The organism is Caballeronia udeis (assembly GCF_044909315.1).
Taxonomy (GTDB): domain Bacteria; phylum Pseudomonadota; class Gammaproteobacteria; order Burkholderiales; family Burkholderiaceae; genus Caballeronia; species Caballeronia udeis_A.
In genome coordinates, this window is the sequence record NZ_JBIYEB010000010.1 from 247,004 (window position 1) to 271,042 (window position 24,039).

Here is a 24,039-nt window from a genome sequence, read left to right on the forward strand (position 1 = left end):
CAGGGGCAGCGGTTGCTGCCGGTTTTAATACAAGGTTTCACTACGAGGAGGATGCATGGCAGTGAACTATGGGGTGCTCAAGGGCACCGTGACCGGTCATTTTCGTAACGCTGATGACGACCACTATCAAATCCTGGTCCACGCAGGAACGACCATTTTCCGGATTGCATCGAACGTGAAGTCGTCGGCGCCGCACGCGCCTTCAACGGTTCTGTTCGAAGAGCGGGACACGTTGCCCGATACCTTGACGAGCGGTCTTGCCGCATTGACGCCCGGTTTCACCAAGCTGCCGTCCACACCGGGTGGTCTCGCGATTGACTATGTGCGCAGCGGCCTTGTCGATACGAAGGCGATGACACCCGTGCCCGCCGACGCGCCCGACTCGACCAACGACCTAAAAGACAAACTGGAAAGCGCGGTCGTGGCGGCGATGGCCATGGAAGGGTCGCTCATTTACGCGTTTGGATCGAGATGGGGTCCTGAAGAAAACAAACCGGACCAGTATTTCAAATTCGTGCCGGGCAATGGCGTTCACGACATCCATATGAACCAGGGCAACGGCGCGCCGTACGAGCAGGATAACGGCGTGTATCAGGATGGCGCGCTGATGATCGCGTATGCGGACAACACATGGCGCGCGTTTTTCTTTGCGTTCCAGTCGCAGACCTTCGATACCGACGATCAAGGCGATCCCATAGCGGGAGGTTGAACGCTGGCGATGGGTCATGGAAGGCCATCGCGGTTCGATGGCCTTCGCGCCTGCCGTTAAACCTTCTTCAAATAGCAGGCTTTCAGCATAAAGCTGCCGGCGTCCATCTTGCAGTCGACCTCGTGGTCACCGCCGACCAGCCGGATGCTCTCCACCTTCGAGCCCACCTTCAGCGTGATCGACGAGCCCTTTACCTTCAGGTCCTTGATCAGCACCACGGAGTTGCCGTTCGCCAGCACGTTGCCGTTGGCATCTTTCACGACTGCATTCGTTTCGTCATCGGCGGGCGCGGCTTCCGATGCCGGCCATTCGTGACCGCAGTCCGCGCAAATGACGCGATCGGCGTCCGCGTAGGTATTTTCCATCGCGCATAGTGGGCAGGCTGGGAATGGTGACATGGTTCCTTCAAATAATCGTAACAGTCGAGGAGGCGCGAACGGGCTCCGGCGGCCGGGATTATAAGGGGCGGCCTGATGGCTTTGTTAAACCGGATCCGCTCCATGTGAATCATCGCGCGCGACATGCGCCGGACCGAGATCGCCCATTCCCTGGCACCCCAGCAAGCGCAGCGAAATCAGCATCTCCTCCATCATCAGCGCGAGCACTTCGCCGGCCCCGGCGGCACCGCGAGAAGCCAGGCCATAGAGCGGCGCCCGTCCGAGCAACACGCCGCGTGCGCCTAGCGCGACCGCCTTCAATGCGTCGCTGCCGCGCCGCACGCCGCCATCGATAAAGACTTCCGTCTTGCCACGGACTGCATCCACTATTCCCGGCAGCAGCTCCAACGGCGCGAACGTGCTCCCCAACTGCCGGCCGCCATGATTCGATATCACCACGCCATCCGCGCCATGCGCGACGGCCAGCAGCGCGTCCTGCCCCCCCATGACGCCCTTGACGATCACCTTGCCGCTCCAGTGTCGCCTTATCCACTCCAGATCCGTCCAGCCCAGCGTCAAGTCCATCTGCCGGCTCAGCATGGCGGCATGACGCGACAGGTCCGCATGCTCGCCCACGCTCTTCGCAATGTTCCTCAGTTGCGGTGAACCGGCGCGCGCCATTTGCCAGGTCCAATGCGGATGTGTCAGGCAATCGGCGAGAAGCTTGGGCGACAGGCGCAACGGCAAGCGGAAACCATTGCGCGTGTCGTGATCGCGCTTGCCGTGCACGGGGACATCGACAGTGAGAACCAGGGTTGAATAACCCGCGGCGCTTGCGCGGCGCATCAAGTCCTCCGCAATACCGCGATCCTGTTGCACATAGAGTTGCATCCACAGGTCGCCTTGCGGTGCGGCCGCGCGCACATCTTCCAGCAGCGACGTTGATGCGGTCGACAACACGAACGGCAAGTTCGCGCGGCTCGCTGCTTGCGCGAGCAGTTCGTCGGCGCGTGGCCAGAAGAGTCCGTTCAGTCCCGTCGGTCCCACGATCAGCGGCGCGGCTGCTTCGCGTCCAAAAAAATGCATGGCGCTTGAACAGCGCGACACATCCGTGAGCACGCGCGGTTTGAACAGCCACTGCCCGTATGCGCGGCTATTGCGCCGCAACGCGTCCCCGTCTTCGGCGCCGCCATCCAGGTAGTCGAACGCAAGCCGCGGCAGGCGCCGCCGTGCGGCGATCCGGTATTCAGCGACAGAGGCAAGCATCAGTGCTCCACGAAGTGGCAATCGGTCATAAATCCGCGATTCGATTGCACTACAATTGAGGTAATCACAATCCGATATTTTCAAAGCCCACACAAGCATGTCAAAAAGCGCCGCTGGCACGCCGGAAAAGCCCGACGAGAAAGCTCTTCAACGCTCGTCGCTGTTCGTCGGATCGACTGAAAAAGCCTTCCAGGTGATGCACGCCTTCGACGGCCCGAGCCGTCACATGACACTCGTCGATATCGCGCGTGCCTCCGGCCTCGACCGCAGCGCGACACAGCGCCTTGTGCACACGCTCGAAGTGCTCGGCTACCTTTACCGCGTGCCCGAAACGCGCAACTACGCCCTGACCACGAAGGTGCTGCAGTTCTCGTACAACTACGTACGGGCCAACGAACTCATCGACAAAGCTTCTCCGTATCTGCTCGACATCAGCCGGCGGCTGGGCGAAACGACCAACCTGCTGGAACTCGACGGCCACGAGATCGTGTTCGTTGCGCGCTTCCCGGGGCAGCATCTGGTGAACATCGACATTGTGGTCGGCGCTCGTTTGCCGGCCATGTTCACCGCTGCGGGCATAGCAATCCTGTCGCGTCTGTCGGACGAGCGCGTGCGTGAAATCCTGGCGCAAACGCGACTTGACCCGCTCACGCACCACACCGAAACCAATCCCGACAAACTGCTTGAACGCGTGCGCAAGGTCGCGCGCCGGGGTTACGCGGTGATCGAGAACGAGACCGTGCTCGGCGATATTTCGGTCGCCGCACCGGTCACGGATCACGGCGGCATGGCCGTAGCCGCGATCAACATTTCGGTGCCCACTTCACGGTGGTCGATCGAACGGGTTGAAGCCGAACTCGCGCAGCACGTGCAAGTCGCCGCGACCTCTATCTCGAAGGCGCGGCTGTCGACTTACAAGCGTTGAGGGTTTAGCAACGCTTCAAAGCCCGCGCTCAAACAAGTCGAGCTGTTTGTCCAGTTCCACACGCAAGCGCGCCGACAGCCCCGCCTCCGCCTGAACCAGGGGCGCCAGCATCGCGGGCGCGTGGACATCGATCAGGTCCATCACGGACTTCATCGGACCGGGATTGGTCTCGGCGAACGCCATGTTCATGAGCGGAATCAGCGAGCGATGCAACGTCAGTGCTTCCTGCGTCTTCCCGTCTGCAGCCAGTTGATAGATCTTTCGCCATGCGGTCGGCAGTAACGTTGCCGTCACCACGATTCCACCGCGCGCGCCGGCCGCCACATGCAACGGGAACAACGTGTCCTCGCCGCTCAGCACAGCGAACGATTCGTCCACGCCCGCGACGGTGCGCAGGAAATGCCACATGTCCGTGTTGCACGCCTTCATGCCAATGATCCGCTCATGCTTCGACAACTCGTGCAGCACTTCGGGCGCGATCGCAATCCGCGTGCGATACGGGATTTCATAGATGAGAATAGGCAGCGGCGATTCGTCGGCGTAACGCATGAAGTAATCGCGAATGCCGCCCTGCGTCGGGTTCGTGTAGTAGGGCGTCAGCACGAGCAGGCCATCGGCGCCCGCCGCTGCGAAGTCCTTTCCCGCTTGCATCGCGTCGTGATACCCGGGGTCGAGCACGCCCGCGACAACGGGGATCTTGCCCGCTGCCTGCTCCGCCGTGATCTCGGCCATGCGAATGCGCCCGGCGCGCGAGAGTGCGCCATATTCACCAGTGCCGCCAAGCGGCACGACTCCGTCCACGCCCTGCTTCAGCAGATAGCGCATGAGCGCCCGGGCGGCGTCAGGGTTGATGGTGTCGTCGGGATTGACGGGAGTCGGAATGGCCGGAAAGACGCCACGCAGTTGGTGTGCTGAAAGCATGAGTTAGTCCTGGAAAACAAGGTTATTCAAGAAGCGAGGCTGCGTCGGCGCAGTCGGTCCGCCACCCAGATCAAAGCTGCAATAAAGACGAACAGGCATGTGGAAACGGCGGCAATGACCGGTGAAATCTGCATCGTGATTTCGTCCCAGAACTGCTTGGGCAAGGTCGTGCTCAAGCCGCCGGACGAGAACAGCGCGATGGTCAGTTCATCGAACGAGGTAGCGAAAGCGAACAGGAACGACGACATCAACCCGGCGCCGAGAATAGGGAACGTGACGCGGCGCAGCGTGGCCCACGGGCGGGCGCCCATGCTGTGCGCGGCGAGATCGAGCCGCGTGTCGTAATTGCGCAGTACAGCCATCATGGTGATCACCACGTAAGGCACGGCGACCACCGTGTGACCGAGCACGAGGCCGAACGACGACCCGATCAGGCCGATCTTCGCGAAGAAATAGAACACCCCTACGGCGATGATCATGCGCGGCACCACGATAGGCGCGAGGATGAAAGCCAGCATGGCCGCCTTGCCTTTCATGCCGCCACGAACCAGCAGGAACGCCGCGGGCGTGCCGATCAACATCGAGAGAATGCCGGTGCCTATACCCACCAGCATGGAGCGCGTAATGGCCTGCATCCACAAAGGCGAATCAGTGATCTGCCGATACCACTGCAACGAGAAGCCATGCGGGGGCCAAGCAAGACCGGACGCGGAATCGAACGAGAGCGGAATCATCAGGAACGCCGGCGCGCTCAGGAACACAAGCAGCAGGATCACGATCACGCGCAACGTCAGGCTCTCGCCTTTGGCAGCGCGCTTGCTGCGTTTGGGGAGGATGCTGATCACTGCATCGGTCGCGTTGCCCAGCGCGGTCAGAATCACGTCGCCGAGCTTTCGGCTCCAGCCGCCGCCGCGCTTCGGGCCGCGTGCCGCCGAACTGTCGCCGGCCATGGTGGAGAGGCCAACCATGCGGTCGTAGATCAGGAACACGAGCAGCACGACGGCCAGCAACAGCACGGAGATGGCCCCCGCGAAACCCCAGTTCAACGCCTGCATGACCTGGTCAATGATCAGTTGCGTGATCATGGTCTGATGGCGTCCGCCGAGCAGCGTGGGCGTGATGAAGAAGCCGATAGCCGTGACAAACACCATCAACGCGCCGGCGGCGACGCCTGGCAGCGACAGCGGAAAATACACCTTCCAGAACACCGTGCCCGGACGTGCGCCGAGCGTGGCGGCAGCGCTTGGCAAGCGGCGGTCGATGTTCTCCATTACCGAGAGCATGGTCAGCACGGCAAGCGGCATCAGCGCGTGGACCATGCCCACGATCACGGCGGAAAAGTTGTAAAGCAGGCTCAAAGGCCGGTCGATAATGCCCAGTCCCAGCAGCACCTGGTTGATCACGCCGTTGCGCCCGAGCAGCACGACCCACGCGAACGTGCGCACGAGAAAGCTGGTCCAGAAGGAGAGCAGCACCCAGAACAGCAGGCGATTCTTGCGTTCGCGCGTCAGCGATGAAATCAGGTAAGCGATCGGATACCCGGTGAGCACGGAGAAGAGGGTCGTCCATAACGATACCTTCAGCGTGATCAGCAATACATCCACATACACGGACGACGCAAAGAGCCGCTTGTATTCAACCAGCGTAAAGCCGCTGTCGTTGTGCACGCTCAGCAGCAGCAACTGGCCGACGGGGTACACGAGCATGACCAGCAGCAACACGATGATCGGTGCGCTCATCGCGCCGGGCCGCAGCCACGCGCGCCATCGGGCAGGACGTGGCGGCGGCGCGCCGGGATGCATTTGCTCAGCAACGAGGGCGGAACGATTCATCTCTCACCCCGCAATAGCGACAGCGTCCGCGGTCAGCCACGAGAGCCCGAGCGTCTGCCCGATCTCGTACTGACGGCCGAGCCGGTTGGTGGGAAAGGCCGCGACGAGCGGCGGGGCATCGCTGATATGCGACTGCAGGTAAAGCTTCGTCATGCTGCCCGTGACCATGATGTCGGTGAGCTTCGCCGACAACGTGCCGCCATTGATCGACGCAGCCGGCGGTCCATCGTGGATCTGCAGGTTCTGCGGGCGCAGCATCAGCTTCACCGGCTTGCCGTCGCGGATCACGGAGTCGTACGCCATCGCGTTGACGTTCGCGCCACCCTGCACGCTGATCTGTACCTGATCGCCGCTGCGTCCTGTGACCACCGCATCGAGCAGGTTCGATTCGCCGAGGAAGTCCGCGACAAACACGCTCTTCGGGCGGAAATACAAATCCGCTGGCGTGCCGAGCTGCGCAATCGACCCGGCGTTCATCAGGCAGATACGGTCGGACATGGTCATCGCTTCTTCCTGGTCGTGCGTGACGTAAACGATTGTCGTGCCCAGGTCCCGATGGATCCGCTTGATTTCCAGTTGCATCTGGTCGCGCAATTTCTTGTCCAGCGCGCCAAGCGGTTCGTCCATCAGGATGATCGACGGCCGGTAGACCATGCAGCGCGCGAGTGCGATGCGCTGCTGCTGACCGCCCGACAATTCACGCGGATAACGTCCCGCGACGTGCGGCAGATGCACCATCTCCAGCGCCTGCATGACCTTGTCGCGCGTCGCCTTGGCGTCGGTCTTGCGCATCTGCAGCGGGAACGCAATGTTCTCGGCCACAGTCATGTGCGGGAACAGCGCGTAGTTCTGGAACACCATGCCGATGTCCCGCTCATACGGCGCGCCGTACGTCACGTCGACGCCATTGATCCGCACCTGGCCGTCGTCCGGTTGCGCGAGCCCCGCGATCAGGCTGAGCAGCGTCGTCTTGCCCGAGCCGCTGGGTCCGAGCAGGGTCAGGAATTCGCCCTGGGCGACATCGAGATCGGTTGGCGCGAGGGCGACAAAGTCTCCATAACGCTTGCAGAGTCCCGTGATTTGAAGGTTCGAGGCAGGCATGGAATCGGCATCCGTGGCGGTAAAAACACAAGAGAAGCGACGAAAACAGCGCTCAGGTCAGGATCCAGCTATTGAACTTCTCGAGCGCGACGCTTTGGTTTTCCTGCCAGAACTTCGCATCGATATGCAGGCCGTTCTTCATGTTCTCCGGGAACGTCGGGCAGTTCTTCGCAATCTCCGGCTTGATGTAGTTAAACGCTTCGGGCTGCGTAACACCGGCCGGGAAATACTCGACCAGCGAGGCCTGACGTTTCGGATCGGAGGCAAACTTGATGAACTCGCGGCAGGCGGCGCCATTCGGCGTGCCCTTGAGAATCGACCAGTTGTCGACACCCCAGATGTTCTGGTTCCAGACGATCGCCACCGGTGCGCCATTGGCAATAGCCGATTGCGCCCGTGACACCCACGTGCTGATCATGTCCACTTCACCGGAGCCCAGCATCTGTTCGACTTGCGAGCCCGTGGTCCACCATACGTCGATGTGCTTGGAGATCTTGTCGAGACTGGCAATGCCCTTGTCGAAATTGACCGGATAGACCTGCGAGGGCGGCGTGCCGGCAGCCATCGTCGCTTCTTCGAAGGTGTCGAAGGGATACTTGCGCAGCCCGCGACGGCCCGGGTAGTCCTTGACGTTCCACATATCGGCCCATGAATTGGGGGCCTTGCGGCCCTTGAAGGCGTCGGTGCGATACGCGAGCACGGTCGTATAGATGTTGGTGGCAACACCGTACGGCGACATGTATTGCTGCGGGATCTTCGCAATCACCGGGTCGGCTTCAAGCCCGTGCTTCTCCAGGTACTCCTTGGCGCCGCCCGTCAGCAGCAGGATGGCCGGCTGGCTGATCTTGGCCATGTCCCACGTGTAGCTGCCGGTCTCGACCATGCTCTTGATCTGCGCGGTCGGCTCGGCGTTGGCCTGCACGCCAATCACTTCAATGCCGGTCTTCTCCGTGAACGGCTTGTAGAAAACTGCGCCGTACGCCTTGGTGTAGATGCCGCCATCGTCACGAATGACGATCCGTTTGTTCGCCGCGCGCGACGGTGTCCAGACGAACGGGAACGCCACGGCGGCAGCGCCGGCAACAGCAGTCTTGATGACCGTGCGGCGGCCGGGTTGTTCAAGCACTTGAATCTCATCGCGTACGGACTGCTTTTTCATGTCGGCTCCAAGGGTGTGGATAGAAACAGAAACGCTAGTGGCGAATGCCCGGGCTTCTTCTTGGCCCGGATCAGGTAATCACGACTTCAGTACGAACTCACGGCAGCAAACGTCCCGGATTGAAGAGGTTGTCCGGATCGAGCGCGCGCTTCACAGCACGCATCAGGCCGAGTTCGGCCGCGGATTTGTAGTGCGCCATTTCCGCCAGCCCGGTTTGCCCGACGCCGTGCTCCGCGCTGAACGTGCCGCGCAATTCATGCGCAACGTCGTTCACGCAACGGCGCATGGTGTTGGCCATCGCGGAGCGGTCGGCAAGCTGGCGCCAGGCCTCGAACGGGAAGAAGGGGATGAAATGCACGTTGCCGTCGCCAAGGTGGCCGACCACGACGAGGTCGAGCCCGGGAACAATGGCATGCACCGCTTGCGTCGCGCGCTCGATGAACAGCGGCACCGCCGATACCGGCACGGCACAGTCGGTCGTCAGGCCCACGCCGCCTTTCTTGTTGGCTTCGGACACGCTATGGCGAATTTCCCAGAGTGCGGCGCGCTGGGTCTCGTTGCTGGCAAGGACGGCGTCGTGGATCAACCCGGCTTCGGCCGCGTGTTCGAGCGTTTGCTGCAGCAACGCAGCCATTTCCTCGCCGCCGTGGGTGTCTGCGAGTTCGACCAGCACATGCCATTCATGCGGTTCCGAGAGCGGATTGCGGCGGCCGGGCACATGCTCGATCACGAGTTCGAGCTGGCGGCGGTTGATCATCTCGAAGGCGCTGAGCCGCGATCCGCACGCGGCCTGGAACAACCCGAGGATAGTCAGCGCGGCCGGGGGATCGACAGGGGCGAACCACGCGAGCGCATGTTGCGCCGGCAGCGGATGCAGCTTCAGCGTAGCCGCGGTGATGATGCCGAGCGTGCCTTCCGTGCCGATGAACAAATGCTTCAGGTCTAGCCCGGTGTTGTCCTTGCGCAAGGCGCGCAGGCCGTTCCAGATGGTGCCGTCGGCGAGCACGACCTCGAGTCCCAGCACGTTGTCGCGCGTGTTGCCGTAGCGCAGGACGGCGGTGCCGCCCGCATTCGTCGATAAATTCCCGCCGATCTGGCACGAACCCTCGGCGCCCAGGCTCACCGCGTACAGGCGATGTTCGGCTGCGGCTGCGTCCTGGATGGTTTTCAGCACGCAGCCGGCTTCGACTTCCATCGAGCCGTTGGCGGCATCTATATGACGAATGCGCCGCATGCGTGTCAGGTTGACGATGACCGGCGGCACACCCGTGTTCGCCGGCACCGCGCCCGCACACAGGCTGGTGTTGCCGCCCTGCGGCAGGACCGGCACGCCGTACGCCGCGCAAAGGCGCACGACGGCCGATACCTGCGAGGTGTTCGAGGGCTGGACGAGCGCTGTCGCCGGACCCTTGTAGCGGCCTCGCCAGTCTTCCGTGAAAGGCGCGAGGTCGGATTCGGCTGTCAAAACCGCGTCGGCTCCGAGTTCCGCTTCCAGGGCTGCGATCAACGCCGCGGCGTTTTTCATGTCGACTTCCTCGATAGGCACGGGCGGCCACCCGGATCAGCAGGTCATCCAAAGCGCCGCGTATGGAAAAGAGAATAGGTAGAAAAAAATCGCATTGAAATGTGTTTGATCGCAATGCGATTAAAGTAGGCGTTATCGCCAATGAATGTGTCGGCGGGGTTGGTTGTGTTGGCCGGGAGAGGGCTGCTACACAAAAAAAAACGCCTCACGGCTACGCAAAGTCGTCGAGAATCGTCCCATCGCCGGGCAAAGACATTAATCGGGGTCGGATTAATGCCGTATTTTTCATGCTCGATGAGCTGTCCGAAGTGGCTTTTGCAGCCTTGATTCGGGCTGATTTGTCCGCAAATGAGTGATTGTCCGAGCTAAATGTTGTAGTTTTGCTGCGCTCGGCTACTAGATACGCCTGATATTGGCGTTTACCTCACTAGCCGCAACCAAGTTGCTATAGACTGTACGACCCGCGCGAATACTGCGCTCGTTAGCGCGCCCCGCCTCCAAACTGATTCAGTTTTGCTCGAATCAACGCATCGAAGTAGCTGAATAAGCTGAATAGCTGAACCCGAGGTGATGATCCCGTCGGTCGTCACGGTAGTGCTCGTGTCTAACCGCTTGTGCACTGGTTTGTTATTACAGAGCAAAGCTGTCGAGGAAATGTATGACAAGTTTTGATCCAACCGAATCTACCGCCGGCAACGGCGTTCCTGCAAAAAAATCGAAAGCCCGCCGTGGGTCTGCGGACAAGTTGTCGCGGCCAATAGACGAAAGCGTCTGCTCGCCCGAGCAGGCCGATGAGCGTCAACGCCAGATGCGCGCGTTGATTCAGCTGGGAAAACAGCAAGGGTTCCTGACCCACGCAGAGATCAACGATCACCTGCCGGGTAACTTTGCTCAGACGTCGGCTATCGAAACCATTGTCAGCACCTTCCGCGACATGGGCGTGGCCGTCTACGAAGAAGCGCCGGACTCCGAGACGCTGCTGCTGAACGATTCCGCCCCCGCGGCGGTGTCGGACGAGCAGTCGGACGAGGAAGCGGAGGTCACGCTGGCGACCGTCGACTCGGAATTTGGCCGGACGACCGATCCCGTGCGTATGTATATGCGCGAAATGGGCAGCACCGAACTGCTGACCCGTGCGGGCGAGATCGAGATCGCGAAGCGCATTGAAGACGGCCTTGGCGAGATGATCAAGGCGGCCTTCACGTGCCCCTCAACCGTGATCACGCTGCTTACGACCGTGGACAGGATCGTCGCGGGCGAGTTGCGCATCGACGAACTGGTCGATGGCTTCAAGGACAACACGCTCGACGAAGACGCCGTGGTAGCAGATACCGACGAAGCCGAAATCGACGAGGCTGAACTCGCGTCGGAAAGCGACGACGAAGACGGCGAGAGCGAAGACGAGCAAGCCACGCGTGCGAACGCAACGCGGCTCAAGCATTTGCTGCGCGACTGCTTGCCCATTTTCGCGAATGTGCGCGACCATTTCGACGCATTCCACGCGGCCTATACCGCAGACGATTCGCGTACCGGCGACTGGCCGAGCGTGCAGGAGCATATCCGGCAAGAACTGGCGACGATCCGCTTTACGGCTCGTACCATCGACCGGTTGTGCGCCGAGGTGCACGAGCAGGTCGAACAGGTTCGCGCTATCGAGCGTCGTATCCTGAAGATCGCCGTCGACGTGGCGGGCATGCCGCGTGAGAGGTTCGTGGAAGTGTTCCCGGGCCATGAGACGGACCTCGAGTGGACCATGCGTCATGCGGCGACCTCGAGCGCTTATGGGAAGGCGCTGGAACGCAGCCTGCCGGCCATTCAGGCCGAACAGGAGAAGCTGATCCAGATCGAGTCGAACCTGATGCTGCCGCTGTTGCAACTGAAGGCGCTGAACAAGCAGATGACGTCCGCCGAGCACAAGATGCGTCAGGCGAAGCGTGAAATGACGGAAGCGAACCTGCGTCTGGTGATCTCGATCGCGAAGAAGTACGTGAATCGCGGCATGCATTTCCTGGATCTGATCCAGGAAGGCAACATCGGGTTGATGAAGGCCGTGGACAAGTTCGAATATCGCCGTGGCTGGAAGTTTTCGACGTACGCCACGTGGTGGGTTCGTCAGGCTGTGACGCGTTCGCTCGCCGATCAGGGCCGGACCATTCGCGTGCCGGTTCACATGATCGAGACGATCAACAAGCTGAACCGCGTGTCGCGGGAGATCTTGCAGCAGACGGGGCAGGAAGCGCATCCGTCGGTGCTGGCGGTTCGTCTCGATTTGTCGGAAGAGAAGGTTCGTAGCATCCTGAAGATCGCACGGCAGCCGGTTTCGCTCGAAACGCCGTTGGGCGAAGACGGCGACACCACGCTTGGCGACATGGTCGAAGATTCGAACACGGAATCCCCGGCCGACGCCGCCATGCACGCTGACATGCGTCTGGCGATCAAGGACGCGCTGGACTCCTTGTCACCGCGTGAAGCGAAGGTGCTGCGCATGCGCTTCGGTATCGACACCGTGTCGGACCATACGCTGGAAGAAGTCGGCAAGCAGTTCGATGTGACGCGGGAGCGGATTCGCCAGATTGAAAGCAAGGCGATGCGCAAGCTTGTGCATCCCAGCCGGTCCGAGAAGCTGCGCTCGTTCCTGGCACATTAAGGCTGAGAGGGTTGCCGTAAGCACAAACGCCGTTGAACCCGAGAGGGTCCAACGGCGTTTTTTCGTGGGGATCCGCCGTTTGTCGCCACGCTTGCCCGCTCACGGTGCGCATTGTTACGCGCGTGGCGATCCCGCGCTGGCGGCCTTGCTTTTGTAGAACCCCGGCAGTACCAGCGCGTCCGGACTTCTGGCAAGATGCACCCCCTGCTGCACGGCGGCGCTGAACTGAAACGACGTGCTCCACAAACGGACGCGAGTCCTGAAGAAATCCGCCCACTGGAATTCTGCAAACGGTTCCGGCGTTTTAATATAGCCACCGGCGTTGCGCACATACGCTGCCAGGCTTCGGTACGGGTCGTCTATCAGCCCCGAGACATTAGGCGGAATCGCGGCAATGCCGTGCAGGATGCCGTGCTCGTCATAGGGATGCACCCAGCGCCGGTTCGCCATTTCCAGCCAGAAGGCATCGCCTTTCAGCTTCGACAGGTCCGCCATGACCTCAACGTAAGCATAATTAATCTGGGCGTCGAACAGCGCCCGCGCAAGGTGATGATGATCGGTCGCGAAGTGAGTTCCATCCCGGCCCAACACGGCCGGAATAGGCAGGGCCTTGAGCGCCTGCTTCAATGCTTCCGCGGACAGGGACGCGAAGTGTTTGCGTTTCTCATCGACTTCCAGCATTCCGGCGGTCATCTGCGTCGGATGGATCTGCTGCAATTCCAGCCTGACTAGTTTTTTCATGGCGTGTCCGCAGGGTCTTCAATAAGCGGCCAGCGTACCCGACGAAGTGCAAGCGAACAAGTTTGCGCGGCGCGTGCGTACTGCTGGTCCTGGTCACACTATTCAAATGCGCGTACTTCGCATTTTGTTTTTTACATGACTCACCGTCATTTTTCGCGGTTATGGTTATGGGGTTGCAATAAGAATGTTGAAGCGCGCTTGGTGTAAATGCTGAGGTCCGTGCCGATGAAACCGGTTAGCCTGTGGGCGATCCCGGATAGCGGTGATGATTAACAAAACGAGCGAAAGGCATATGTCAGCATCCGTCGCAAATACTTCGACCAAAGTTGAACAAGCTGCACCTGTTTTAATGCTCGGCGCTGTAGGCGTTGTTTTTGGCGATATCGGCACAAGTCCGCTTTATACCCTTAGAGAATGTCTCAAGGCCGCGGGCGGAGTCAGTCAGCCTAATGTGTTTGGCATCGTGTCGCTGATCCTGTGGTCGATCCTGCTTGTCGTCACGCTCAAGTACGTCAGCTTCGTGATGCGGGCCGGCAATGACGGGGAAGGTGGTATTCTCGCGCTGACGGCACTCGCATCGGGTGTCGCCCCCGAGCGCCTGCGCAACGTCCTGCTGACGCTCGGTGTGTTCGGCGCCGCCATGTTCTATGGCGACTCCATGATTACGCCGGCCATTTCCGTCATTTCGGCGGTTGAAGGCGTGACGCTGGTCGACGCCCAGCTCACTGCCTGGATCGTGCCCATTTCCGTGGTTATCCTGACGGTTTTATTCGCCATCCAGAAGCATGGTACGAGTGTGGTGGGGAAGGTCTTCGGGCCGGTCATGGTGGTCTGGTTCGTGACCCTGGCCGCGTTGGGTTTGCTGCACATCGTCGAGCATCCGCTTATTCTCGAGGCGGCTTCGCCAACCTTCGCCATATCGTTCCTGGCGCATAACCCGGGCACTGCGTTTATTGTGCTGGGTTCTGTTTTTCTCGCGCTGACCGGCGGTGAAGCCTTGTATGCCGACATGGGCCACTTCGGTAAAAAGCCAATTCGCCTGGCGTGGATGTTCCTCGTCTGGCCGAGCCTGGTCATGAACTATTTCGGCCAGGGCGCGCTTGTCATGATGCATCCCGGCACGCTCAAGCAACCGTTTTTTGAGTCGGCTCCGGGCTGGGGACTTGTCCCCCTCGTTATCCTGGCGACGGCGGCAACCATCATTGCGTCGCAAGCGGTGATCTCGGGCGCGTTCTCCATGACGAAGCAAGCCGTGCAACTGGGTTTCCTGCCGCGCATTCCGATCGTCCATACGTCGACGCATGAGATCGGGCAGGTCTATGTGCCGTTTATCAACCTCACGTTGTATGCGGCTGTCGTGTTTCTGGTGGTGTACTTCAAATCATCCGATAACCTCGCGTCCGCATACGGTATTGCGGTGGCTTCCACCATGCTGCTTACCACGCTGCTGATGTATTTCATCACGCATTGCCTCTGGCACTGGAAGCCGCTGGCAACGGCGTTTGTCATTGGGCCGCTCGCGGTTGTCGACGCGGTGTTTGTATCGAGTAACGTCAGCAAGGTGCTCGACGGCGGCTGGTTTCCGCTGCTCGCAGGCGCTACGTTGTTCACCGTCATGACGACGTGGCACAAGGGACGCGAAACGCTGATCGACCGGATGAAATCCGAGAACCTGCCGCTCAAGGACATCATTTATTCGCTGTGCCGGAGCAGTCACCCGCCTTCGCGTGTTGAAGGCACGGCGGTGTTCCCGGGCGGCGTGGCCGGCATGACCCCGACGGCGTTCATGCACAACCTCAAGCACAACCGCGTGCTGCACAAGACGAACATTTTTCTCGCCGGGACAACCGCCAACGTGCCCCATGTCAGGGACGCCGACAAGGCCGTGGTCGAGGATCTTGGCGATGGTTGTTATGCGGTCAGGGTGCGTCACGGCTTCATGGAGATTCCCGATGTGCCGGTGCTTCTGACGCTGATCCAGAAGCAGATTCCGGGCTGGACCTACGACGCCGCCGACACCTCGTTCTTCCTCGCCCGCGACACGATCCGTGCGACTGGCGAAAGCAAGGCGATGGCGCTTTGGCGCGAGAAGCTGTTCGCGTTCCTCGGCCGCAATGCGGCGCAAGCGGCGGAGTACTACAGCTTGCCGCCTAATCGGGTGGTTGAGCTAGGCGGACAGATCAATATGTAAGGGCGGTGCTGGAAGCGGCGTGACAGGTCCGCTTGGCTGGCGTAGGAATGGAGAGCGCGATGCCTCAACGCCTGTCACGGGCGGCATGCCACTGCGTTTGCCGCCTTTCGCTTTTCATCCCCCGGCTCGTCCTGACTGCGTTGCCGCAATGACGGCGATCGGCTCTCGGTCGCGAAGAAGGCCCCGGCGCTTGGCGACAGCGCATGCAAGCGGTCCCTATAGGACGTGATCCTGGCACGGTTGCGCACGCCCAAAAAAAGCGCGATGAGCAGACAACCTCATCGCGCTTCAATCAGCACGGCGCCCAGCGAGCCGCCATCTAAAACCTCAGCGTCAGAACTGCAACGCAGCCGTCAGATCGCCCATTGGCTTGCCGCCTGCCGCGGCCATTGCTGCGTCGCGTGCCGTCAGGCCCGGCAGCTTCGGCAACGAGTACCGTGTGGTGATCAGGCGCAGGATCGACGTCGTATCGTATTGCGTGTGATCGACGAAACCCTTCTTCGCGTACGGCGAAATCACCAGCGCCGGAATGCGCGTACCCGGACCCCAGCGGTCGCCCTTGGGTGGCGAGACGTGATCCCAGAAGCCGCCGTTTTCGTCGTACGTCACGACCACGACCATGTTCTTCCACTGCGGGCTCGCCTGCAGATGTTGAATCACATTTGCGATGTGAGCATCGCCTGAAGCCACGTCCGTATAACCCGCGTGCTCGTTCAAGTTGCCCTGCGGTTTATAGAACGACACTGCAGGCAAGGTGCCTGCATCGATCGCAGCGATGAACCCCGCGCCGTCCGTGCCGCCATCCAGCAAGTGCTGCGCGCGGTTCGTCGTGCCCGGCGCCAGGTCGGCGAAATAGTTGAACGGCTGGTGATGCGTCTGGAAGTTCGGTACTGAATTTGTCGAGCCGCTGATCTTCGTGCGATCCGCCAATGCCGCACCCCACGAGCCGCCGTACCAGGCCCACGAAACGTTCGCGCCATTCAACAGGTCGCCAATATGCGTCTGCGTTTGCGGCGGCAATGTGGTCGCCACAGCCGGGTCGGCCAGTGCAGGATCGCCGCCTGTCGCCGGCGTGTTGCCGCTAGGCTGATACGGCGGCTGCATCGTATTGATGGCGTAGAAGTCCGGCGTCAGGTTGCCCGAGTTGACGAACTTCGGGATACCCGTGATGGCGGAAGTGGGCGAGGCGGCCGTCAGTTTCAGCGATACCCCGTCGGCGTTCACCGATGAAATCGACCCTGACGCCACGCTCTTGTCCGCATTCGGATAGATCGGCGTGCACGCGCAGACAAGCCACTGGTGGTTCAGGAACGAACCGCCGAATGCGCCCATGAAGAAGTTGTCGGCGAGCGTGTATTGCTGGGCGATCTTGTACAGAGGCAGCTTGTCGGCGTTGGTGTTGTAGTGACCCATGACAAAGCCGCCCGAGTCGGCCCACGCGGCGAACTTGTCGTTCTTGCCGCCATTGATCTGCATCTGGTTTTCATAGAAACGGTGATACAGGTCGCGTGTTGTCAGCGACAAAGGCGTGTTGAAACCCGCCGGGTCGTCAATAGCGAAAGGCGAGTTCGGCAGGTTCGCCGTCATGGCCTGGGTCACGGCAGGCATCACGCCGGTGGCGGTCAGGCCGTTCCAGATTGGCGGCAGCGTGGCCAGCACGCTGCCGTCGCGGTCGAGCTGCTGCGCGCTTGCAGCGGTGACGTTCTGCAAGCCGTTGGCGCCCGGGAAGTTGCCATAGAGGTTGTCGAAGCTGCGGTTTTCCGCATAGATCACGACAATGTTTTTCACCGAGTTGAGGTCGGCATGGTTGTCGTCATTGCCGCCGCACGCGTATAAGCCGAGTGCGATCGACGCCGTGAGTGGCACGGCGAGGACGAGTTTCTTGTTCATCGATAGGTCTCTGTCGTTTGGGGGATCGGCGAGGGAATCGCTATGTACCGTTTGGTTCACGCCAGGCGTTGCTTGAGCCGTCGAGCGATTTTTGCCGGTGCCGCAGTGTCCCAATGACATTTGACAGGAACATTTAATATAGATTTCAATAAGTAAGAATATGTCAGGTTGCATCAGATAAACGAATGGCTTTTGTCATGTCATTGATGTGACACATAAACGTCATAGGCTTAGGCTTCCCTCCAATGCCTTACGCACATGCCATCCATCGCTTCTCTCTTGCTGCCCTTGGCCGCAATCTGTGTTTCAGCCGTCGCGCTGACCGGCTGCGATTCGCACGCTGCTTCAACGGCAACGCCTGCCGTGTCTTACAGTGCAGGCGAAGCGAAAACTCGCGCGCAGGTTTTCACGCAGGTCAGGCAGATGACGTTGGTGGGAGAAAAGATGTTCCTCGACCCGTCGTTGTCCGGGTCCCGCAAACTGGCTTGCGCGTCATGCCATAGCCCCGATCACGCGTTCGGACCGCCTAACGCGTTGTCGGTGCAACTGGGCGGCAGCGACTTGCGGCGGCCGGGATTTCGCACGGTGCCGTCACTGCGCTATTTGCAATCGGTGCCGCAATTCACGCAGCATTTCCACGATTCCGACGACGAAGGCGACGAAAGTGTCGACGCCGGTCCTACCGGTGGTTTGACCTGGGACGGCCGTGTTGATCATGGCGCGGATCAGGCGCGGATTCCGCTGACGTCGTCGTTTGAAATGGGCAGCACGCCGGCGCAAGTGGTCGCGGCGGTGAAGGCCGCGCCGTATGCGGGAGAGCTGCGTGAAGCGTTCGGCGCGACCATTTTCGACAACGACGAAAAAGCCTTCGACGCCATCCTCCGTTCACTTGAAGCGTTCGAGCAGACGCCACAGAAGTTCTATCCGTACACCAGCAAGTTCGATGCGTTCCTGGCCGGCAAGGCGAAACTGAACGAAGCGGAAATGCGTGGGCTCGAATTATTCAACGATGAGAAGAAGGGCAATTGCGCTGCATGTCATATCAGCCAGCGCGCAAAGGATGGCTCGCCGCCCCAGTTCAGCGACTTCGGTTTGATTGCGTTGGGCGTGCCGCGCAACCGGGCGCTGCCTATCAACAAGGACCCGAAGTATTTCGACCTCGGCGCGTGCGGTCCGGAGCGTCAGGACCTGAAGGGTCAGCCGGAGTATTGCGGCATCTTCAGGACACCGTCACTGCGCAATGTGGCCACACGCAAGGTGTTTTTCCATAACGGGATCTATCACTCGCTGGACGAAGCCGTGCGCTTCTATGTTCAACGCGATACGAACCCCGAGAAGTTTTATCCGACGGTTCACGGCAAGGTGCAGAAGTTCGACGACTTGCCCAGGCGTTACTGGGCGAATGTGAATACCGAACCGCCGTTTGATCGCAAGCCCGGTGAAAAGCCTGCTTTGGACGAGGCGGACATCAAGGACGTGGTCGCGTTCTTGAATACGTTGACGGATGGGTATCAGGCCGCGAAGTAAGGGCGTAAGCGCTTAGGGTCTGGTTGAGCGCTCCGGCTTCAGGGCATCTATAAATGCCCTTAGCTTTGCCTGCGATTGCGTGCGGACCGGGAAATATAAATACAGGCCGTCGCCGGGAGGAGTAAAGGGCAGCAATACTTGCTCGAGTTCTCCTGCGGCCAGCTCACCCCCTGCTTCGAAATCCGCGACGTACGCAAGCCCAAGCCCCATGCGGGCAAATTTAATCAAGACTGCCCGATCATTGACCGTCAAGCGGCTGCCGATGTCGATCATGACCTTGCGGCCGTCGACCTGAAAATCCCACCGGTGGACCACACCCGATTTGACGAAGCGATACTGAATGCCTTCGTGATTCATCAGGTCCTGCGGCGTTCGGGGACGTCCCGCCCTGGCGAAATACGCAGGGCTGCCGACCACCGACCAGACCGCGTCCGGCGTGAGCCGCAAGGCCACCATGTCCTTCGCGAGCGATTCGCCCAGGCGAATGCCTGCATCGAAGCCACTTTCCACCAGATCCACGGCGCCCTCATCGAGCGTCAGGTCCAGATGCACGTCGGGATGCGCCACGCGAAACTGTTCGATCATTGGCTCGATCAGCAGCGTGCAGGCAGAACGGGTCATCGTGATGCGCAGCGTGCCGGAAGCATTGTCACGAAAACTGTTGAGTGCTTCAAACGCACCGTCGATGTCTTCAACAGCCGGACGCAAGCGCTCGAACAGCGATACCCCGGCGTCGGTCAACGCGACTTTCCGGGTGGTGCGCTGAAACAGCGACACGCCGTGACGCCGCTCCAGCAGCCGGATCGATTTACTGACCGCCGTGGGCGAAACCTGCAGGCGAGCGGCCGCGGTCGTAAAGCTCTTATGCTCGGCCACCGCCAGGAACATGGCCACGCCGTCCAGAAGATCCTTGTCCATGCACTGCTCCATTATGAACTTTTGGTTCATGGCGAATGTACCTCGATACGCTTTTTCAAGCAGAATCGAATGCGTAGGATGTGCGTCATGGCAACCGGATCCCCGGTCGCCGTTCCGATCGGAGAGGTTCGACATGACCCCGCAAACTAGTTTCAAGCGCGTCTGGATGATCACCGGCGCATCGCGCGGAATGGGCGCCGAGATCACCGCTGCGGCGCTTGCTCAAGGTGACGCCGTGGTTGCCACGGCGCGCAAGTCGAGCGCCGTCACCCATGCGCTCGGCGTGCAGCCCGGCCTCCTGGCTGTCGACCTCGATGTCACCAGCGAGTCCGCGGCGCTTCAAGCCGTCAAGCTGGCGGTGGAGCATTTCGGCCGCATCGATGTGCTGGTCAACAATGCCGGTTATGGTTTGGCAGGGGCGGTTGAAGAGACCAGCGCCGAAGAGGTCCGCAGTATTTTCGACACCAACGTGATGGGTTTGCTCAACGTCACGCGCGCCGCGCTGCCGCAAATGCGCAGCCAGCGTTCGGGGCATGTGATCAACATGTCGTCGCTTGGCGGGTATAGGGTCGGTGCGGGTTTCGGGGTGTACGGTTCGACCAAGTTTGCAGTGGAAGGGCTTTCAGAAGCGCTTCACGCAGAACTTGCGCCGCTCGGCATTCATGTCACGGTGGTCGAGCCCGGTTATTTTCGAACGGACTTTCTCGATTCATCGTCTGCAATGGAAGCGAAGAATGTGATCGCGGATTATGCTGAAACCGCCGGCAAGGTCCGGGTGTCGGCGAACGCATACAACCACCGCCAGCCGGGCGACCCCAAGCGGCTCGCGCAAGCACTGTTGACGTTGGTCTCCGCCACGAATCCGCCCTCGCGGCTTCAGTTGGGCACGGACGCTCTGGCCCGGATTCGCGAGAAGCATGCGTTTGTCGAGCAGGAGCTTCAGACCTGGGAGGCGCTGTCGCGCTCGACAGACATTCCTGTTTGAGGAGGACGTGGTGTTGCGCCGGGTTTCATGCTCGCGAGCCGCCCGCCAAGTGGCATATCATTGCACCAACCACAGCCCCTTGCAGCATCAGGGAGGGGACGTCGACAGCTTGGCCTTGCGCGTCTCACCGGCGCCGGAGAGGACGGAACATGACTGTATCGAACGAGGTAGGGCACGCCGCCACGAGGGACGTCATCGAGCGCTTTTATCGCGCCATTGAGCATGCGGATATAGAGCTTCTGCGCACGGCCGTCACTTCCGACTGGCAGTATATTCCGGGCACATCGGGAGAATCGATCGGCGTGGAGCAGATAGTACCCATGCTTGCAAATTTCTTGCATGCGTTGCCTGACATGAAAGTCATCCTGCTCGATGTCCTGATCCACGACGCCATGGTCGGCGTGCGTGCAAAGGTCACGGGCACGCAGTCAGGACCGCTCATGGGCATTCCGGCCACGTCCAAGGTGGTCGATTTCGCGATTCATTCTTTTCATGAACTTCGCGACGACCGCATTGCCAAGACGTGGCATCTCGAAGACTGGCTAGGCTTGTTCCGGCAAATTGGCGAGTTGCCGCCGGGCCTGGCGAACCGTCCCGCCTAGAAAAGAGCGCAGCTTCATTACATCAGACCCTATCCGCCGGTTAGGCATTTCCCGTCGGAAGATCGCGACTTCTAGCGGAATGCACTAACATTCGTATCCTCCATGGAGGATGACGGATGGACCGGATGGAACTTGACAAGATAGATCGCGCAATCCTGATAGCGATCCAGGCCGATGGCCGCGCCACCAACGCAAGCCTCGCCGAAGCCGTGGGCTTGAGCGAAACGCCGTGTGCTCGCCGCCTCAAGCGGCTGGAAGCGGAAGGTTATATTGAAGGGTATCGGGCGGTCCTGTCGAAATCGGCATTAAAACTGGGTCTGGTCGCATTTACGCTGGTGCGTTTTGGCGTGCACGACCGGCAACTGGCCGAGCGGTTCGAACGCGAAATACAAGCCATACCGCGCATTGTTTCGTGCCACAACATTTCCGGCAGCGCCGACTATCTGCTGGAAGTTGTCGCGCGGGATCTGGAGGACTACGGGACGTTCCTGCGGGATGTATTGCGGACATTGCCCGGCGTCACGGCAGTCGAGTCCACGCTGTCGCTGCGCGAGGTCAAGCGCGATGCAGGGTTACCATTGCTCTGAGCAATCCGCCGCTTATTCATCAGGAATCCGAACAGGCTCTTATTGCATATCCCTATTCCCTGTTCACTGTGAGCCGGCCTTGGGCGTTTGCGCCGTACCGGCACTATAAAAACGTACGAGATCGCTCTTGAGCGAATGGAGGGCGGCATCGTCGAGATAGATCATGTGGCCCGTCGGATAATACGTGCGCTGCACATTCGCCCGCAGCGTCGGATCCAGTCCCATATGCGACAGATCGTATTCGGTCTGGAAGAATGGCGTTGCCAGATCGAAATAGCCGTTGAGCGACAGCACGCGCAAGCGGGGATTCTGCCGCATCGCTTCAGCGAGGTCAGCGGCCGCATAGGGCAGCATAAGCTGCTCCCCCCACCACTCGCGATGTTTCCAGTTCCATTGCTTTAGCGCTTCGTCGTTGAATACACGATACGTATCCTTCGCGTCGAAGTGCAGGTCTTGCGCCAGATGCTCGTGCAACGCTGCATCGAAGGCGCTCGACACGCTGGTCACCGACGGATCGTAATCCGGATGCTCGGATGCGTCGTCGTAGTCCATGCCTTCGAAGCGCGCATCGTAGCGGCCCACGGTGCGCGATTCGCTGATCAGCAGTTGCTTGCGAAACCGCGACGGCCAGATTTGCAGCCGCGTCTGCTTGGCGTAATTCACATCAAGGCCGGTGTAATGCGCGACACGTGCGGCGATTGCGTCGCGCTCCGAATCGGGCAGCGAGTCACCCGCGGCTAATGCTTGCGCGTAGGGGCCCGAAGCGAACGCGCGGACCTCGTCGAGGAACGCCGGCAAGCTTGGCGGCTTGGGCGTGATCTTGTCGTGATACCAGGCAATGGCTGCATAGGTCGGCAAGTAGCTCTCCGCCTCCAGATCCGTTCCCTCCGCGTGCGCGCCCGAGTTGAGGACGGAGGACATCAACACGACCCCGTTCAATGCAATGTTGCTCTGGCTCAGACGATACGCAAGCATGGCGGCGCGCGCCGTTCCATACGATTCCCCAAGCAGGTATTTCGGTGAGTTCCAGCGCTGGTTCACGCTCAAGTAGCGCTCGATAAAGTGTTCGAACGCGTCCAGGTCTTCATCTACGCCCCAGAAGCGCTTTCCGGTTGCGCGGCCTACGATTCTTGAGAAGCCCGCACCGGGTGCATCGATGAAGACCAGGTCGGTGGTGTCGAGCAGGCTGTCAGGATTGTCCGCAAGCACGTAAGGCGCTGGCGCCGTGATGGCCGGACTCGATGTACGGGCACGCTTGGGTCCGAACGATCCCATCAACAGAAAGACGCTGCCCGCGCCCGGGCCGCCGTTAAAAAGAAACGTGATGGGACGCGTGGCGGTGTTTTTCGTATTCGCGGTGTAGGCGACATAAAAGACGCTGGCCTCGGCCTGGTCCGCGTTGTTGCGCAAAAGCAGATTGCCGGCCGTTGCCGTGTAGTCGATCTTGCGGCCGTCGAGCCGGATCGAATGTTGCGTGACCGATCTGGTTTCCGGCGGGACCGGTATCGGCGTCTCGGCCTTCGTTTCGCTGGCGGCGTCGCCGGCGGCTGCCGTCGGTCGTGCGGCGTTTGCGCGGTTGAGGCGTGCAGGGTTGACGCTCGCGTCCGGGCGTACGCGTGTTCCCGCCGGCGATGAGGCGGGCTCGGGCGGTTCCTGCATGTCGGCAGGCGCGGCTGAGGCGTCAGCGGGCGCCGCGCCGGTTTCCTGAGCCATGACACCGGACGGACCGCCGGCGAGGCCAAGCACGAGCAGACTGCTCATCAGACTGCTGACTACTGGATAGAAACAAGCGCGCATCTTGGTCCCGGCTGTTTTTGTTTTCTGTAGGTGCTGGCTGGATTCTCGACAAGCCAACCCGCCCCGTCAATCACATTGTTGTCATCGGAGTGACGACGCGGGATCCGTCAGCGCGCATGTAAGTATTTCGAAGCCGTAGTGTCAGCCAAAGCGTTTGATGGTCACAAACACGACATGAAGCCGTCAGCATTTGAGTTAACCCTTAGCACGTTACCTCGATGCAGCGTGACGCGAGATCGATTCGCCGATCCGCTTACGCTTTCCTATACTTGGATCACCAGAGATAACAAACCGCTTTTCGCCTGACAATTAAGCCGGCTTCGGATCGCACCAGAACAG

The 24,039-nt window shown here is 60.5% G+C and carries 20 protein-coding genes; 9 read left to right on the plus strand and 11 right to left on the minus strand.

Annotated elements, in window-relative coordinates:
• The first annotated feature begins 55 nt into the window (after positions 1-55).
• The gene (locus ABH944_RS18560) at positions 56-709 is read left to right on the plus strand and encodes a DUF2278 family protein (protein ID WP_404608072.1); all 654 of its coding nucleotides are present in this window, start codon (positions 56-58) and stop codon (positions 707-709) included.
• A gap of 56 nt (positions 710-765) precedes the next feature.
• On the opposite strand, the gene ABH944_RS18565 is transcribed toward ABH944_RS18560, so the two are convergent.
• A complete protein-coding gene (locus ABH944_RS18565) occupies positions 766-1,107 on the minus strand; it encodes a zinc ribbon domain-containing protein YjdM (RefSeq protein WP_404608073.1) in 342 nt (113 codons plus the stop codon).
• A gap of 84 nt (positions 1,108-1,191) precedes the next feature.
• Positions 1,192-2,352, minus strand: a complete 1,161-nt coding sequence (locus ABH944_RS18570; protein ID WP_404608074.1) for an alpha-hydroxy acid oxidase — start codon at positions 2,350-2,352, stop codon at positions 1,192-1,194.
• 97 nt (positions 2,353-2,449) lie between these two features.
• On the opposite strand from ABH944_RS18570, the gene ABH944_RS18575 reads away from it, so the two are divergent.
• Entirely contained in the window at positions 2,450-3,277 is an 828-nt protein-coding gene (locus tag ABH944_RS18575; protein WP_404608076.1) for an IclR family transcriptional regulator, read from the plus strand.
• A gap of 15 nt (positions 3,278-3,292) precedes the next feature.
• Here the strand turns inward: ABH944_RS18575 and dapA are convergent, their stop codons facing one another.
• The 5 genes from dapA to ABH944_RS18600 form a co-directional block, all read right to left on the minus strand.
• The gene (dapA, locus tag ABH944_RS18580) at positions 3,293-4,198 is read right to left on the minus strand and encodes a 4-hydroxy-tetrahydrodipicolinate synthase (RefSeq protein WP_404608078.1); all 906 of its coding nucleotides are present in this window, start codon (positions 4,196-4,198) and stop codon (positions 3,293-3,295) included.
• 26 nt (positions 4,199-4,224) lie between these two features.
• The gene (locus ABH944_RS18585; protein ID WP_404608131.1) at positions 4,225-5,937 is read right to left on the minus strand and encodes an ABC transporter permease subunit; all 1,713 of its coding nucleotides are present in this window, start codon (positions 5,935-5,937) and stop codon (positions 4,225-4,227) included.
• 96 nt (positions 5,938-6,033) lie between these two features.
• Positions 6,034-7,131 (minus strand): ABC transporter ATP-binding protein, encoded by a 1,098-nt coding sequence (locus tag ABH944_RS18590; protein WP_097272396.1) that lies wholly within the window; start codon positions 7,129-7,131, stop codon positions 6,034-6,036.
• A 52-nt stretch (positions 7,132-7,183) separates the two neighbouring features.
• Positions 7,184-8,290: an ABC transporter substrate-binding protein gene (locus tag ABH944_RS18595; RefSeq protein ID WP_404608080.1), complete on the minus strand. Its 1,107-nt coding sequence runs from the start codon at positions 8,288-8,290 to the stop codon at positions 7,184-7,186.
• A 97-nt stretch (positions 8,291-8,387) separates the two neighbouring features.
• On the minus strand, positions 8,388-9,815 hold the full coding sequence (locus ABH944_RS18600) for an FAD-binding oxidoreductase (protein ID WP_404608082.1): 1,428 nt from the start codon (positions 9,813-9,815) through the stop codon (positions 8,388-8,390).
• Positions 9,816-9,916: 101 nt separating this feature from the next.
• On the opposite strand from ABH944_RS18600, the gene ABH944_RS18605 reads away from it, so the two are divergent.
• Both ABH944_RS18605 and rpoD read left to right on the plus strand, forming a co-directional pair.
• Positions 9,917-10,171, plus strand: a complete 255-nt coding sequence (locus ABH944_RS18605; RefSeq protein ID WP_404659438.1) for a hypothetical protein — start codon at positions 9,917-9,919, stop codon at positions 10,169-10,171.
• A gap of 302 nt (positions 10,172-10,473) precedes the next feature.
• Positions 10,474-12,462: an RNA polymerase sigma factor RpoD gene (gene rpoD, locus ABH944_RS18610; RefSeq protein WP_404608083.1), complete on the plus strand. Its 1,989-nt coding sequence runs from the start codon at positions 10,474-10,476 to the stop codon at positions 12,460-12,462.
• Between the two features lie 114 nt (positions 12,463-12,576).
• Here the strand turns inward: rpoD and ABH944_RS18615 are convergent, their stop codons facing one another.
• A complete protein-coding gene (locus ABH944_RS18615) occupies positions 12,577-13,203 on the minus strand; it encodes a ParB-like protein (protein WP_404608085.1) in 627 nt (208 codons plus the stop codon).
• 292 nt (positions 13,204-13,495) lie between these two features.
• On the opposite strand from ABH944_RS18615, the gene ABH944_RS18620 reads away from it, so the two are divergent.
• Positions 13,496-15,394, plus strand: a complete 1,899-nt coding sequence (locus ABH944_RS18620) for a potassium transporter Kup (RefSeq protein WP_404608086.1) — start codon at positions 13,496-13,498, stop codon at positions 15,392-15,394.
• 333 nt (positions 15,395-15,727) lie between these two features.
• Here the strand turns inward: ABH944_RS18620 and ABH944_RS18625 are convergent, their stop codons facing one another.
• Positions 15,728-17,284 (minus strand): acid phosphatase, encoded by a 1,557-nt coding sequence (locus tag ABH944_RS18625; RefSeq protein WP_404608088.1) that lies wholly within the window; start codon positions 17,282-17,284, stop codon positions 15,728-15,730.
• A gap of 258 nt (positions 17,285-17,542) precedes the next feature.
• Between ABH944_RS18625 and ABH944_RS18630 the strand changes: the two genes are divergently transcribed.
• Positions 17,543-18,811, plus strand: coding sequence for a cytochrome-c peroxidase (locus tag ABH944_RS18630; RefSeq protein ID WP_404608089.1), 1,269 nt, complete (start codon positions 17,543-17,545; stop codon positions 18,809-18,811).
• 12 nt (positions 18,812-18,823) lie between these two features.
• On the opposite strand, the gene ABH944_RS18635 is transcribed toward ABH944_RS18630, so the two are convergent.
• The gene (locus ABH944_RS18635) at positions 18,824-19,729 is read right to left on the minus strand and encodes a LysR family transcriptional regulator (protein WP_404608091.1); all 906 of its coding nucleotides are present in this window, start codon (positions 19,727-19,729) and stop codon (positions 18,824-18,826) included.
• A 133-nt stretch (positions 19,730-19,862) separates the two neighbouring features.
• Between ABH944_RS18635 and ABH944_RS18640 the strand changes: the two genes are divergently transcribed.
• From ABH944_RS18640 to ABH944_RS18650, 3 genes are all read left to right on the plus strand, one after another.
• A complete protein-coding gene (locus tag ABH944_RS18640; protein ID WP_404608093.1) occupies positions 19,863-20,714 on the plus strand; it encodes an oxidoreductase in 852 nt (283 codons plus the stop codon).
• 149 nt (positions 20,715-20,863) lie between these two features.
• Positions 20,864-21,316, plus strand: coding sequence for an ester cyclase (locus ABH944_RS18645; RefSeq protein WP_404608095.1), 453 nt, complete (start codon positions 20,864-20,866; stop codon positions 21,314-21,316).
• A 125-nt stretch (positions 21,317-21,441) separates the two neighbouring features.
• The gene (locus ABH944_RS18650; RefSeq protein WP_404608097.1) at positions 21,442-21,903 is read left to right on the plus strand and encodes an Lrp/AsnC family transcriptional regulator; all 462 of its coding nucleotides are present in this window, start codon (positions 21,442-21,444) and stop codon (positions 21,901-21,903) included.
• 63 nt (positions 21,904-21,966) lie between these two features.
• Here ABH944_RS18650 and ABH944_RS18655 read toward each other — a convergent pair whose 3' ends face one another.
• The gene (locus ABH944_RS18655; protein WP_404608099.1) at positions 21,967-23,664 is read right to left on the minus strand and encodes a S10 family peptidase; all 1,698 of its coding nucleotides are present in this window, start codon (positions 23,662-23,664) and stop codon (positions 21,967-21,969) included.
• Between the last annotated feature and the right edge of the window lie 375 nt (positions 23,665-24,039).